At 62.2% G+C, this 13,465-nt stretch carries 11 protein-coding genes; 9 read left to right on the forward strand and 2 right to left on the reverse strand.

All coding sequences use genetic code 11. The features are described from left to right. Nucleotides 1-5 precede the first annotated feature (5 nt). The 6 genes from xylG to NMB39_RS17580 all read left to right on the forward strand — a co-directional run bounded on the left by xylG (nt 6) and on the right by NMB39_RS17580 (nt 6,384). Nucleotides 6-1,550: a D-xylose ABC transporter ATP-binding protein gene (gene xylG, locus NMB39_RS17555; protein WP_494340348.1), complete on the forward strand. Its 1,545-nt coding sequence runs from the start codon at nt 6-8 to the stop codon at nt 1,548-1,550. After that, nucleotides 1,551-2,687: a sugar ABC transporter permease gene (locus NMB39_RS17560; protein WP_046072123.1), complete on the forward strand. Its 1,137-nt coding sequence runs from the start codon at nt 1,551-1,553 to the stop codon at nt 2,685-2,687. 469 nt (nt 2,688-3,156) lie between these two features. Then, on the forward strand, nt 3,157-3,465 hold the full coding sequence (locus NMB39_RS17565) for a DUF6124 family protein (RefSeq protein ID WP_043050242.1): 309 nt from the start codon (nt 3,157-3,159) through the stop codon (nt 3,463-3,465). Between the two features lie 198 nt (nt 3,466-3,663). Continuing rightward, nucleotides 3,664-4,611, forward strand: coding sequence for an ornithine cyclodeaminase family protein (locus tag NMB39_RS17570; RefSeq protein ID WP_494340347.1), 948 nt, complete (start codon nt 3,664-3,666; stop codon nt 4,609-4,611). A gap of 13 nt (nt 4,612-4,624) precedes the next feature. Continuing rightward, nucleotides 4,625-5,758, forward strand: a complete 1,134-nt coding sequence (locus tag NMB39_RS17575; RefSeq protein ID WP_057025345.1) for an NAD(P)/FAD-dependent oxidoreductase — start codon at nt 4,625-4,627, stop codon at nt 5,756-5,758. After that, the gene (locus tag NMB39_RS17580) at nt 5,758-6,384 is read left to right on the forward strand and encodes a helix-turn-helix transcriptional regulator (RefSeq protein ID WP_046072120.1); all 627 of its coding nucleotides are present in this window, start codon (nt 5,758-5,760) and stop codon (nt 6,382-6,384) included. Before NMB39_RS17575 ends, NMB39_RS17580 begins: the two co-directional genes overlap by 1 nt. 31 nt (nt 6,385-6,415) lie before the next feature. On the opposite strand, the gene NMB39_RS17585 is transcribed toward NMB39_RS17580, so the two are convergent. After that, a complete protein-coding gene (locus NMB39_RS17585) occupies nt 6,416-7,192 on the reverse strand; it encodes an ABC transporter substrate-binding protein (RefSeq protein ID WP_046072119.1) in 777 nt (258 codons plus the stop codon). Nucleotides 7,193-7,436: 244 nt separating this feature from the next. Beyond that, nucleotides 7,437-8,936: a CoA-acylating methylmalonate-semialdehyde dehydrogenase gene (locus NMB39_RS17590; RefSeq protein WP_198730915.1), complete on the reverse strand. Its 1,500-nt coding sequence runs from the start codon at nt 8,934-8,936 to the stop codon at nt 7,437-7,439. A gap of 109 nt (nt 8,937-9,045) precedes the next feature. On the opposite strand from NMB39_RS17590, the gene NMB39_RS17595 reads away from it, so the two are divergent. From NMB39_RS17595 to NMB39_RS17605, 3 genes are all read left to right on the forward strand, one after another. Continuing rightward, nucleotides 9,046-9,981 (forward strand): LysR family transcriptional regulator, encoded by a 936-nt coding sequence (locus NMB39_RS17595; protein ID WP_494340346.1) that lies wholly within the window; start codon nt 9,046-9,048, stop codon nt 9,979-9,981. A gap of 767 nt (nt 9,982-10,748) precedes the next feature. Further along, on the forward strand, nt 10,749-11,204 hold the full coding sequence (locus NMB39_RS17600) for a (2Fe-2S)-binding protein (protein ID WP_057025381.1): 456 nt from the start codon (nt 10,749-10,751) through the stop codon (nt 11,202-11,204). Next, complete coding sequence (locus NMB39_RS17605; protein WP_494340345.1) at nt 11,204-13,450, forward strand: xanthine dehydrogenase family protein molybdopterin-binding subunit; 2,247 nt, start codon at nt 11,204-11,206, stop codon at nt 13,448-13,450. The genes NMB39_RS17600 and NMB39_RS17605 overlap by 1 nt, the downstream gene beginning before the upstream one ends. Nucleotides 13,451-13,465 lie beyond the last annotated feature (15 nt).

Below are 13,465 nucleotides of genomic sequence, written 5' to 3' on the forward strand. Positions count from 1 at the left end.
CCGCTATGGCCGACTACCTGCTGCAAATGAACGGCATCGTCAAAAGCTTTGGCGGTGTCAACGCGTTGAATGGCATCGACATCAAGGTACGTCCCGGGGAATGCGTCGGCCTGTGCGGCGAGAACGGTGCCGGTAAGTCCACCTTGATGAAGGTGCTGTCGGCGGTCTACCCCCATGGCACCTGGGAGGGTGAAATCCTCTGGGATGGGCAGCCGCTCAAGGCCCAGTCCATCAGCGAAACCGAGGCGGCCGGCATCGTTATCATCCACCAGGAACTGACCCTGGTGCCGGACCTGTCGGTGGCCGAAAACATCTTCATGGGCCACGAGCTGACCCTGCCCGGCGGGCGCATGAACTACCCGGCGATGCTGCACCGTGCCGAAGCCTTGATGCGCGAGCTGAAGGTGCCGGACATGAATGTGGCGCTGCCGGTGTCGCAGTACGGCGGCGGCTACCAGCAACTGGTGGAAATCGCCAAGGCCCTCAACAAGCAGGCGCGCCTGTTGATTCTTGATGAGCCTTCTTCGGCGTTGACCCGTTCGGAAATCGAAGTGCTGCTGGACATTATCCGGGACCTCAAGGCCAAGGGCGTGGCCTGCGTGTACATCTCCCACAAGCTCGATGAAGTGGCGGCGGTGTGCGACACCATCGCGGTGATTCGCGATGGCAAACACATCGCGACCACCGCCATGGCCGACATGGACATCCCCCGGATCATCACACAGATGGTCGGCCGCGAGATGAGCAACCTCTACCCCACCGAACCCCATGAAGTGGGCGAGGTGATTTTCGAAGCGCGCAATGTCACCTGCTACGACGTCGACAACCCCAAGCGCAAGCGTGTCGACGATATTTCCTTCGTGCTCAAACGCGGCGAAATCCTCGGCATTGCAGGGCTCGTAGGCGCCGGGCGCACCGAACTGGTGTCGGCACTCTTCGGCGCCTACCCCGGCCGCTACAGCGCCGAGGTGTGGCTGGACGGCCAACTGATCGACACACGCACGCCGCTCAAGTCGATCCGCGCTGGGCTGTGCATGGTGCCCGAGGACCGCAAGCGCCAGGGCATCATCCCCGACCTGGGTGTGGGCCATAACATCACCCTGGCGGTGCTTGATACCTATGCGCACCTGACCCGCATCGACGCCGAGGCCGAACTGGGCAGCATCGACCAGCAGATCGCACGCATGCACCTCAAGACCGCCAGCCCGTTCCTGCCGATCACCAGCCTCTCCGGCGGCAACCAGCAGAAGGCCGTGCTGGCGAAAATGCTGATGGCCAAGCCCAAGGTGCTGATCCTCGATGAACCCACGCGGGGTGTGGATGTGGGCGCCAAGTACGAGATCTACAAGCTGATGGGCGCGCTGGCGGCCGAAGGCGTGTCGATCATCATGGTCTCCTCGGAACTGGCCGAGGTACTGGGGGTATCCAACCGCGTGCTGGTGATGGGCGACGGCCAGCTGCGGGGCGATTTCGTCAATGCCGGTCTGACCCAGGAACAGGTGCTCGCCGCGGCGCTCAGCCAACCTAATAACCATCGGAAGACCCTGTAGATGAATCAGGTCAAACACCTTTTCACCCGCTACAAAATGCTCGCGCTGGTGATCGCCGTGGCGTTTATCTGGCTGTTTTTCAGCTGGCAGACCGAGGGCGGCTTCCTCACCCCGCGCAACCTGTCCAACCTGCTGCGGCAGATGTCGATCACCGGAATATTGGCGTGCGGCATGGTGCTGGTGATCATCAGCGGCGAGATCGATTTGTCGGTGGGCTCGTTGCTCGGGCTGCTGGGCGGGCTGGCGGCGATCCTCGACGTGGTCTATCACGTGCCGCTGCTGGCCAACCTCAGCCTGGTGGCGCTGTGCGGCCTGATGATCGGCCTGGCCAACGGCTACATGACCGCTTACCTGCGCATCCCCTCGTTTATCGTCGGCCTGGGCGGCATGCTGGCATTTCGCGGGATTCTGCTGGGGATTACCGGCGGCACCACCATCGCGCCGGTGTCGCCATCGCTGGTGTATGTGGGCCAGGGTTACTTGCCTCACACGGTAGGCGCAGGGCTGGGTGTAGTGCTGTTCGCGCTGACGCTTTTTCTGACCTGGAAACAACGGCGCAACCGCGCACTGCATGGCCTGGCCGCGCACTCGCTGGCGCGTGACGGGCTGCGTGTGGTGCTGATCGGCGCGGTGCTCGCCGGGTTTGTCACCACCCTCAACAGCTACGACGGCATCCCGGTGCCGGTGCTGCTGTTGCTGGTGCTGCTCGGCGTGTTCAGCTACGTCACCAGCCAGACCGTTTTTGGTCGACGGGTGTACGCGGTGGGCAGCAATATGGAAGCCACACGCCTGTCGGGCATCAATGTGCAAGCGGTGAAACTGTGGATCTTCGGCATCATGGGCGTGATGTGCGCCCTCGCCGGCCTGGTCAACACCGCCCGCCTCGCTGCCGGGTCACCGTCGGCGGGCAACATGGGTGAACTCGACGCCATCGCCGCCTGCTTTATTGGCGGCACCTCGATGCGTGGCGGCTCGGGCACGGTATACGGCGCGTTGCTCGGGGCCTTGGTGATTACCAGCCTGGATAACGGCATGTCGATGCTGGACGTGGACAGTTACTGGCAGATGATTGTGAAGGGCAGCATTCTGGTGCTGGCGGTGTGGGTGGATGTGAGTACGCGGGCGGGTCGGCGGTAAGCCCATACTTACCAACACTGGAGAACCCTGTGGGAGGGGGCTTGCTCCCGATGAGGGAGTGTCAGTGAACACATCTGTGACTGACACACCGCCATCGGGAGCAAGCCCCCTCCCACATTTGTCTGCATTCCAAATGAGGGGTTGGTGGCATTTGGTCATGGTTTTTAAAGGGCCAGCAAGGCGTGTCCCTTTAAATTGCAGGACGTTTCCTAGACAATCCCTGCCGCCTTGTGCCTGCTGGAATCGATGGCTAGTCTGCGGTCCGTCACTGCCAATTCAGTGATCGGGTTTAGTCGCCCGGATTTTGAACAGGCGCATGCTCCCATGAAGCTTTATGGTGGCTGTGCGCAGGGCGCCCTCGGGCGCGCCGGGTTCCTGTTCTGACCGGTCGACTAACCTGCGTACAGCCGCCACCTTCGTTTAGTCGCGAAAGGTGTCAGCTCCTTGATATTCAGACAGGAACTACACCATGAATAAAGTCCTACCCGACCCACCCCGCGATCCCGCAAAAGACCGCGCCGCCTTCAACCGTGCCATCGACCACTACCTGCCCACCCAAGGCTTCCACTGTGTCAACGAAGACCTGAGCTTCGAAGATGCCCTGCTCTACACCGCCAGTCTGCTCGACAGCGCATCCGCCACCGCGCTGGACTGCGGCGAGCTGCTGCAAAGCCCCGAGCGGGCGAAGATCCTGGCGGTGTGGCATTTGCTGGAAATTGCCAAGACCACGGTGGATCGCTCCATCGAATGCCTGACCTGCACAAAAGCCACTGCATAGAACGCGGTTGAAACTGTGGGAGGGGGCTTGCTCCCGATGGCTGAGTGTCAGTCAGTATCTGCTTGACTGATACACCGCTATCGGGGGCAAGCCCCCTCCCACTTTGATCTCCCACATTGATCTCCATTTTTTCCAGGGGTTATTGCGCACAAGAACTAAATGTCCATAATAGACAAATTAGTTTACCTGGAGACATCCATGTCCAATGCCCCCCTCATCATCGATCAAGTTCAGGCGCGGGCATTGCTCGCCCAGATAGACGTGCCGCTTATCCTGCGCAAGCTGTTCCGTGACCTGGCCGCCGGGCAGGCCGTGCAACCGCCGCAGCAGTGGGTGGAGTTCCCCCACGGTGCCGGTGACTTTATCAACTACCTGGGGGTGCTGGCCGAAGACGGGGTGTATGGGGTCAAGACCTCGCCCTATATCGTGCGTGAGCACGGGCCACTGGTGACGGCGTGGACGCTGTTGATGTCGATGCACAGCGGCCAGCCGCTGCTGTTGTGCGACGCTTCTGAGTTGACCACTGCGCGCACCGCCGCGACCACCGCATTGGCGGTGGACGCCCTGGCCCCGGCGACGGCACAGCGCCTGGCGATCATCGGCAGCGGCAAGGTCGCCCAGGCGCACCTGCGTTATGTGCAGAACCTGCGCGACTGGCAGCACATCCGCCTGTACTCCCCCAGCCTTGGCAGTGCCAGCGCCGACACCCGTGCGCAGTTGACCGGCCTGGACCCGCGCCTGGCCCTCGCCGACACTTGCGATGCCGCTGTAGAGGACGCGGATGTGATTATGCTCTGCACCTCATCGGCAGGCCCAGTGATCGACCCGATGCGCTTGCGCAAGCCTGCCCTGATCACCTCCATCAGCACCAATGCACCCCGTGCCCATGAAGTGCCCCCGGCGTGCCTCAACCAGATGCAGGTGTATTGCGACTACCGGCAGACCACCCCGGGCGCGGCCGGCGATATGCTGATCGCCAGCGAACAGCACGGCTGGGATAAGCGCGCAGTGCTCGGCGACTTGCCCGAATTGCTCAGCGACATGGCGCAACGTCCAAACTACGATCGGTCTGTATTTTTCCGCTCCATCGGCCTGGGCCTGGAAGATATTGCATTGGCCAATGCCTTGTACCAACTGCAGCGCTAACCCGGAGATTTTTATGCAGCAGGCAGACTTCATCATCATCGGCGGCGGCATTGCCGGCGCATCCACAGGTTTCTGGTTGTCGCAGCACGGCAAGGTGCTGGTGCTGGAGCGTGAAAACCATCCGGCCTATCACTCCACAGGGCGTTCGGCGGCCTTGTATACCGCGGCCTATGGCACCCCCCAGGTGCGCGCGCTGACCCTGGCCAGCCGGGCGTTTTTCGATCAACCGCCAGCGGGCTTCTGCGAGCATCCACTGCTCACACCCCGCGGCGAAATGACCGTCGACTTTAACGGCGATCCAGCTGAGCTGGACAGCCAATACCTGAACGCCAAGGCTACTGTCGAACAGGTGGAACGCCTGAGTGCCGACGAAGCCTGTGCACGGCTGCCGATCCTGCGCCGTGAGAAAGTCCACGGTGCCATCTATGACCCCACCGCCTGCGACATCGACACCGACGCCCTACACCAGGGCTATCTGCGCGGTATCCGCCGTAACCACGGCGAGGTACGCACCGACAGCCATGTGCTGGGCCTGAGCCGCGATGCCGACGGTTGTTGGCAAGTGCGTACCCAGGATGCAACCTTCAGCGCCCCAGTCATCATCAACGCCGCCGGCGCCTGGGCCGACCATATCGGCGGGCTGGCCGGCGCGGCGGCCATCGGCCTGCAACCCAAGCGCCGCTCGGCCTTTATCTTCGCCGGCCCCGACGGTGTGAATAGCCATGATTGGCCAATGCTGGTAGCCCTCGATGAAGCCTTCTACATGAAGCCGGATGCCGGCATGTTCCTTGGCTCGCCGGCCAACGCCGACCCAGTGGAGCCCCAGGACGTGCAGCCCGAAGAACTGGATATCGCCATGGGCATCTACCAGATTGAAGAGGCCACCACCCTGACCATCCGCCGCCCGACGCGCACCTGGGCCGGGCTGCGCAGTTTCGTGCACGACGGTGATTTGCTCTGCGGTTTTGACCCGCAGGTGCCAGGGCTGTTCTGGGTGGCAGCACAGGGTGGTTATGGTATCCAGACGTCGCCCGCCATGGGCCAGGCCAGCGCCGCACTGGTGCGCGGCGCGCCGCTGCCCGAGGCGCTGACGCGATTCGGCCTGGACGCTGGTATGCTCTCCCCCGTCCGCCTGGAGCCCCATTGATGACCATCGCCGAACAAGACACCGTCATGCAAAACTTTCGTGGCATCGCCGATGCGATCGCCACCCTGTTCTTTCCCCATGCGGAAGTGGTGCTGCATGACTTGCGTACGCAAACCGTCGACTACATCGCCAACAACCTGTCTAAACGCAGTTTGGGTGATGATTCGTCGCTGGAGGACATGCTGGACGGTGACGTCAGCGAAGTGAATATCGGCCCTTACGAAAAACTCAACTGGGACGGTCAGAAAATTCGCAGCCTGAGCACCGTGCTGCACGACCACAAAGGCCGCCGGCTGGCCGTGCTGTGTATCAACCTGAATATCTCAATGTTTGAAACCGCCAAGGCAGCACTGGACCTGTTCCTGTCGCCAAGCAAGCTGATCGCCCAGCCAGATGCATTGTTTCGCGATGATTGGCAGGAACGCATCAACACGTTCCTGCATGCCTGGCTGCGCGAGCGTCAGCTGAGCCTCAACCTGCTGACCCGCGACCACAAGCGTGAACTGGTGCTGGCACTGCATGCCGAAGGCGCATTCAAGGGCAAGAGCGCCTCCAACTATGTGGCCAATGTGCTGGGCATGGGGCGGGCGACGGTCTACAAGCATTTGAAGGAGTTGAAGGGTTAACGCCCGCCACACCCGTTCGCCGCAGTGACCTTCAGTCGCCGTAGATATCGGTCTTGAAGTACTGCTGCGAAATCTTCTGGTATTCGCCACTGGCTCGAATGCCATCGATGGCCGCATTCAACTCGCTGACCAATGCCGTATTGCCCTTGCGCACCGCAATCCCCGCACCCTCGCCCACGTATTTCGGATCCTTGAGCTCCGGGCCGACAAAGGCGTAACCCTGGCCGCGTGGCATCGCCAGGAAGTCGCTCAGGGGGATGGTGTCGGCAAAGATCGCATCCAGGCGCCCTGCTGCCAGGTCCATGTAGATTTCTTCGTTATTGCTGTAGCGCTTGACGTTGATGCCCTTGGGCTCGAACACCTCGGTGGCATAACGGTCGGTGGTAGTGGCGCGCTGCACGCCGACGTTCTTGCCCTTGAGGCTGGCGTACTGGTCATCCACCACCGCACCGTCCTTCATCACCAGGCGTGAGGAGGTGAAGTAATACTTGTGGGTGAAATCCACCGATTTCTTGCGGTCTTCGTTGATGGTCATGGACGACAGCGCCATGTCGATTTTCTTGACCTTGAGGGACGGAATCAGACCGTCGAACTCACCTTCGACCCACACACACTTGACCTTCATTTGCGCACACAGGGCGTTGCCGATGTCGTAGTCGAAACCGACGATCTTGCCGTCACCAGTCTTTGAGGCGAACGGCGGGTAAGCGGCCTCGATGCCGATACGCAGCGGTTTCTCGGCGGCGAGCAAGTGACTTGCGGCAAACAGGCTCAGGGCCAGGGCGGGGATAAGGTGACGTTTCTTCATGATCGGGTTCTCGCGGGTTGTTGTTGGTTTGGCAAGAGTGAAGAAAAACGTGTAGCGATGAATTTGTACTTATAATTCCATACTGGACTTTTATGTTCTTAGCGTCAATTCAGAGCAAACACATAAAAATGTGGGAGGGGGCTTGCCCCCGATTGCGGTGTATCAGCCACCTTTACAGTGCCTGACACTCTGCAATCGGGAGCAAGCCCCCTCCCACACTTGGATCTACAGTGCCTGTGAGATCTTACTTGGACACCGGCATCGCAAATTCCGCGCCCTGCTCAATGCTCTCCGACCAACGCTGCATGATCGACTTCTGCTTGGTGTAGAAGCGCACGCCCTCGGTGCCGTAGGCATGCATGTCGCCGAACAGGCTCTTCTTCCAGCCACCAAAACCATGCCAGGCCATCGGCACCGGGATCGGCACGTTGATGCCGACCATACCCACTTCAATGCGGCGAGCGAATTCGCGGGCGATGTTGCCGTCGCGGGTGAAGCAGCTGACGCCGTTGCCGAACTCATGGTCGTTGACCAGCTTTACCGCCTCGGCGAAATCATTCACGCGTACACAGGCCAGAACCGGGCCGAAGATTTCTTCGCGGTAGATGCTCATGTCCCGGGTCACGTGGTCGAACAAGGTGGCGCCGAGCCAGAAGCCGTTTTCCAGGCCGGGCTCGGTGGGCAGGTAGTCACGGCCATCGAGCAACAAGTGCGCGCCGGCCTGTACGCCCTGCTCGATATAGCCGCTGATGCGCTCCAGCGCGGCCCGCGACACAATCGGACCCATTTCGGCTTTCAAATCGCGGCCATCGGTGATGCGCAACGTCTTGGCGCGCTCGGTCAAGGCGGCAATGACTTTATCGCCCACATCCCCCACCAGCACCGCCACCGAGATCGCCATGCAGCGCTCGCCGGCACTGCCGTAGGCGGCGCCCATCAGCGCGTCGACGGTACGCTCGATATCGGCATCGGGCATCACCACCATATGGTTCTTCGCCCCGCCCAGGCCCTGCACGCGCTTGCCGTGACGGGCACCGCTCTCATAGATGTACTGGGCGATGGGCGTGGAGCCGACAAAACTCACGGCCTTGACGTCGGGGTGTTCGATCAGTGCGTCCACCGACTCCTTGTCGCCCTGCACCACGTTGAACACACCTTTGGGCAAGCCGGCTTCACGCAGCAGCTCGGCCATGAACAGCGCGGCACTCGGGTCAGTAGGGCTGGGCTTGAGGATGAAGGTGTTGCCCGCCGCGATGGCGATGGGGTACATCCACATCGGCACCATCACCGGGAAGTTGAACGGCGTGACGCCAGCGACGACGCCCAGAGGTTGGCGCATCGTCCAGTTGTCCATGCCACGGGACACCTGGTCGGAATGCTCGCCCTTGAGCAGGTTGGGAATGCCGCAGGCAAATTCGAGGATATCGATGCCACGGTCGACTTCGCCCTGGGCATCGGTGAAGACCTTGCCATGCTCGGCGACGATGATGCGCGCCAGGTCGTCCTTGCGTTCGCGCAGCAGGTGCAGGTATTCGAACAGCACACGGGCGCGGCGGATCGGCGGCGTGTCGGCCCACCCGGCAAAAGCAGCCTGGGCGGCATCGACGGCTTCGGCCACGGTCTGGCGGCTGGCCAGGGCTACGCGCCCGGTCACTTCGCCCGTGGCTGGGTTGTAGACGTCCTGGTAGCGATCATCGCGGCTGACGCGCTGGTCGTTGATGTAGTGTTCGATGGTGGTGGTCATGGCAGTGGATCCCCGGTGGGTAGCGTTGAGACACACGATAGGCTTTCGATTTGTTCCAAACCAGAGCAGAATCCAGAACTTATTGTCCTGATAGGCGAACAATACACTCATGGAAAAGGCTGAGATCGAAGGCTTGTGGACCCACATTCACTGGCTGTCGGTGTTGGAGGAACACGGCACCTACACCGCTGCGGCTGCCCGCCTGGGGGTGAGCAAATCCGCGGTCAGCCAGCGTATCTCCGACCTGGAGAAAGCCACCGGCACGCGCCTGGTGACCCGCACCACGCGCAGCGTGCGGCTGACCGAGGCCGGGACGTCCTTGACCCGCGACGTGCGCAGCGCCTACGCGCAGATCGCCCGCAGTTTCTCCTCGGTGCGCGACTCGGTCGGCGAGATTCGCGGCCTGGTACGCCTTACCGCCCCGGTGGCGTTCGCTCGGCAACAACTGGTGCCGCATCTTTCCGGTTTTTTGCAGCAGTATCCGCAGGTGCGCATTCAGCTCGATGTATCCGACGCCTTGAGCTCACTGGCGGCCGAGGGTTACGACCTGGCGGTGCGCCATGGTTTCCAGGTGCCGGAAACCCATGTGGCGTGGAAGCTGTGCGACACCACCTCGGTATTGGTCGCCACTCGAGACTACCTGCAACACCACGGCGAACCGCGAACCCCGGCAGATCTCAGCGCGCATAACTGCCTCTACTACCCACGGGGCAGCGACCAGCCGGCCTGGACCTTCGAACGCGGCGGTAAAAACAGCCAGCGCGTCACCGTGCCCATCGCCGGCAGCTTTTCCACCAACAACAGCGAAGCCTTGCGTGACGCGGCGCTCAACCACCTGGGCATCGCCCTGCTCCCAGACTTCAGTGCCCAGGCCGCTTTAGCCAGCGGCAAGTTGGTGCAGGTGTTGAAGGGGTGGACGCTCAAGGGTGCGTTTGCCGATGAGATCTATTTGATCAGGCCGTACTCGCCCCATGTGCCCAAGGCAGTGACGGCGTTGGTGGGGTATTTGAAGGAGAAACTGGCGGGAGGGTTTCGGTTCATTTGATCAAAGGTGGTATTGGCTGGCATCAGTGAAAATGTGGAAGGAGGCTTGCCCCCGATACGTAACCACGATGCGAAGCGAGCCGCTCTTGATCTTGATCTTAGGCGCCCCGTTAAACCACGCTGGCCGGAATTCGACAGGGATTTGGGGGGTAAACCGGCAGGGATGCCGGTTTAGCCGCCCCGCGCCATGGATGGCGCGTGGCGGCGCCCCCCCAAATCCCTGTCGGATTACGGGCACACCGAGCCTGGGCGAGGTGCCGAGTGGTGGGGCAAGGACCTTTTGCTTACTTTTGGGTCCTTCCAAAAGTGAGCCGCTGTAAGAGCGGAACCAATAGTGGCCGTCACCTAAACAATGGATATGTACTCGAACCCATCCAACATTCCGGTCGGCTATCAGGCCGCCATCGGGAGCAAGCCCCCTCCCACAGGTACAGCGCCATACCAGAAGTTGTGTAGATACCTATGCCCCGATGAGGGCGTCCAATAAGTACACCTGTGGCTGACCCACCGCCATCGGGGCCCCCCTCCCACATTTGCTATAGCTCATTCCTCGCGAATGCTTGCCTGATCCTCCGACTTATCAGCCCCTGCCATAGATAGCCCTTGCGCCGTAGTCTAGAGTCCAATAATGCGCGCGGGGTGGGGATGAAAATCCTGCCCGACTGCGTCGCCACACCAAGTCGCCCATGAGCGACCCCGAGGGAAGGCCATGCCGCACTCCCCTTATAAAAAACAAAGCACCACCAACCGTTGATCAGCAGGTGAGCCATGGAATTACGTATCAACCAAAAGGCCTATCAAGTCGATGCCGAAGCCGACACCCCCTTGTTGTGGGTGATCCGCGACAATCTGGGGCTGACCGGCACCAAGTACGGCTGCGGCCTGGCCCAGTGCGGCGCCTGCTCGGTGCTGGTGGACGGCAACGTGGTGCGCTCCTGCGTCACCCCGGTGGCGGGCGTGATCGGCCGCGAAATCACCACCATCGAGGCCATCGAAACCGATGAGGTGGGCAAGCGTGTGGTCGCCACCTGGGTCGAGCGCCAAGTGGCGCAATGCGGTTACTGTCAGTCCGGGCAGGTGATGGCGGCCACTGCATTGCTCAAGCACACCCCGGCGCCCACCGCTGAGCAGATTAACGCGGCGATGATCAACCTGTGCCGCTGCGGCACTTATAACGCTATCCAGAGCGCCATGCAGGACCTGGCAAAGCAGGAGAGCGTCTGATGAATACGCCCATCAAGATTCCTCAAGGCCTGCTGGACCTGGCATCGGGTGAGCCTATCAATCTGTCCCGCCGCCGCTTCCTGGCCAGCACCGCCGTAGGCGCGCTGGTGATCGGTTTCGGCTTGCCGCTGGGTTCGGCCCGAGTACAAGCGGCTACCAGCGCCGCCGAACGTGGTACCCAGGTGCCGACGTTCCTGGAGATTCGCCCGGACGGCAGCGTGCGCTTGCTCAGCCCGTTCATGGAAGGCGGGCAAGGCACCCACACGGCCATGGCGCAAATCGTCGGCGAAGAACTGGATGCCGACCCGGCCACTTTCATCGTCGAAAGTGCGCCGCCCGGCGAAGCCTATGTAGTGATGGAAAACGGTATGCGCATCACCGGCGGCAGTATGTCGGTGCGCATGAGCTATCCGACCATGCGCCGCCTCGGCGCCCTGGCGCGGGCCATGCTGCTGCAAGCGGCGGCTGAACAAATGGGTGTGCCGGTGGCGCAATTGACCACCCAACCCGGCCGCGTGGTGCATACCGCGTCGGGCCGTTCCCTGGGCTATGGTGAATTGGCCGGCCGCGCCCTGGACATGCCGGTGCCCGACCCGGCCAGCATCACCCTGCGCGACCCGAGCCAGTTCCGCTGGATCGGCAAGCCGGTCAAGCGCCTGGATGCCTACGACAAATCCACCGGCAAGGCGCAGTACTGCATCGACCTCAAGGTCGACGGCATGCTCCACGCCGCCGTGCAGCATGCGCCACGCCTGGGCATGAGCGTGGGCAGCCTGCGCAACCAGGCCGAGGTACAAGCCATGCAAGGCGTGCACTCGGTGCATGTGCTGCCCGGCGCGGTGGCGGTGGTGGCCGAGCGCTGGTGGCACGCCAAGCGCGCGGTTGAGGCCATCCAGGTTGACTGGCAGGAAGCCCCTGCCGATTCGACGGTACGGGTGATGCCGGCAGATTTTTCCAGCGACAAGCACCGCGACTTCCTCGCCGCCCAGCAAGGCCCGGCCCGCGATGACGAAAACGAAGGCGACGTGGCCGGCGCGCTGGCCGGTGCCAAGACCCAGGTGCAGGCCACCTACCACAACCAATACCTCAACCACGCCCAGCTTGAGCCGCCGTCGGCCCTGGCACGCTACAACCCGGACGGCACACTGGAGGTGTGGTTGCCCAACCAGGCGCCGGATATGTTCCGCGACGACATTGCCAAGCGCACTGGCCTGGCCGCCGAGAAGATCACCTTGCACTCGCCCTTGCTGGGCGGTTTCTTTGGCCGGCATTTTCTCTATGAGTCCGCCAACCCTTACCCCCAGGCCATCGAGTTGGCCAAGGCCGTGGGGCGCCCGATCAAGCTGATCTGGACCCGTGAAGAAGAGTTCCTGCGCGATGTGCTGCGCCCGGTGGCGGTGGTCAAGTTCCGCGCCGGCCTGGACGCCAACGGCCTGCCGGTGGCCATCGAGGCGGTCAGCGCCACCGAAGGCCCGACCGAAGCCCTCGCCGGCAAACAGGGTGAAAAAATCGACCCAACGGCCATGGAGGGGCTGTCGGGCAAGGCCTATGCAATCGCGAACAAACGCATCGCGCAGATCTACGTCAAGGGCCCGGTGATGCTGGGCTACTGGCGCTCTGTAGGCAACTCGCTCAACGATTTCTTCTACGAAGCGTTCCTCGATGAGCTGGCGGACAAAGGCGGTCAAGATCCCTTTGACCTGCGCCTGCACCTGCTACGTGATAACCCGCGATTGACCACCCTGCTGCAAGCCGTGGGTGAGCTGTCCGGTGGCTGGAAGCGTGGCCCGTTCACCGCCGAAGACGGCAGCCGGCGTGCGCGGGGCGTGGCCATGGCGTCGCCGTTTGGCTCCCATGCGGCGGTGATCGCCGAAGTGTCGATTGAAAACGGCCAGGTCAAGGTGCATGACATCTGGCAGGCCATCGACCCCGGCAGCATCGTCAACCCGGCGATCATTGAAGCCCAGGTCCACGGCGCTGTGGCCCTGGGGTTGTCGCAAACGTTGATCGAGGAAGCGGTGTACGTGGATGGAAAGCCACGGGCACGCAACTACGACCTTTACCCAGTGCTGCCGCCTGCGCGGATGGCGCGGGTGCATGTGCGTATTGTCGAGAGTGGCGAAAAGATGGGCGGTATCGGCGAACCGCCGCTGCCCGCGGTGGCGCCGGCGGTGGCCAACGCGGTGGCGCAGTTGACCGGCCAGCGCATCCGCAGTCTGCCATTGAGCCGCTACACCTTTAGCTAACCGACAGGGAACGCC

The organism is Pseudomonas sp. FBCC-B545 (genome assembly GCF_059134095.1).

Excerpts from the sequence above, each read along its gene's own strand:
- xylG (WP_494340348.1), top strand. The coding sequence starts at position 6 with ATGGCCGACTACCTGCTGCAAATGAACGGCATCGTCAAAAGCTTTGGC.
- NMB39_RS17560 (WP_046072123.1), top strand. The coding sequence starts at position 1,551 with ATGAATCAGGTCAAACACCTTTTCACCCGCTACAAAATGCTCGCGCTG.
- NMB39_RS17565 (WP_043050242.1), top strand. The coding sequence starts at position 3,157 with ATGAATAAAGTCCTACCCGACCCACCCCGCGATCCCGCAAAAGACCGC.
- NMB39_RS17570 (WP_494340347.1), top strand. The coding sequence starts at position 3,664 with ATGTCCAATGCCCCCCTCATCATCGATCAAGTTCAGGCGCGGGCATTG.
- NMB39_RS17575 (WP_057025345.1), top strand. The coding sequence starts at position 4,625 with ATGCAGCAGGCAGACTTCATCATCATCGGCGGCGGCATTGCCGGCGCA.
- NMB39_RS17580 (WP_046072120.1), top strand. The coding sequence starts at position 5,758 with ATGACCATCGCCGAACAAGACACCGTCATGCAAAACTTTCGTGGCATC.
- NMB39_RS17585 (WP_046072119.1), bottom strand. The coding sequence starts at position 7,192 with ATGAAGAAACGTCACCTTATCCCCGCCCTGGCCCTGAGCCTGTTTGCC.
- NMB39_RS17590 (WP_198730915.1), bottom strand. The coding sequence starts at position 8,936 with ATGACCACCACCATCGAACACTACATCAACGACCAGCGCGTCAGCCGC.
- NMB39_RS17595 (WP_494340346.1), top strand. The coding sequence starts at position 9,046 with ATGGAAAAGGCTGAGATCGAAGGCTTGTGGACCCACATTCACTGGCTG.
- NMB39_RS17600 (WP_057025381.1), top strand. The coding sequence starts at position 10,749 with ATGGAATTACGTATCAACCAAAAGGCCTATCAAGTCGATGCCGAAGCC.
- NMB39_RS17605 (WP_494340345.1), top strand. The coding sequence starts at position 11,204 with ATGAATACGCCCATCAAGATTCCTCAAGGCCTGCTGGACCTGGCATCG.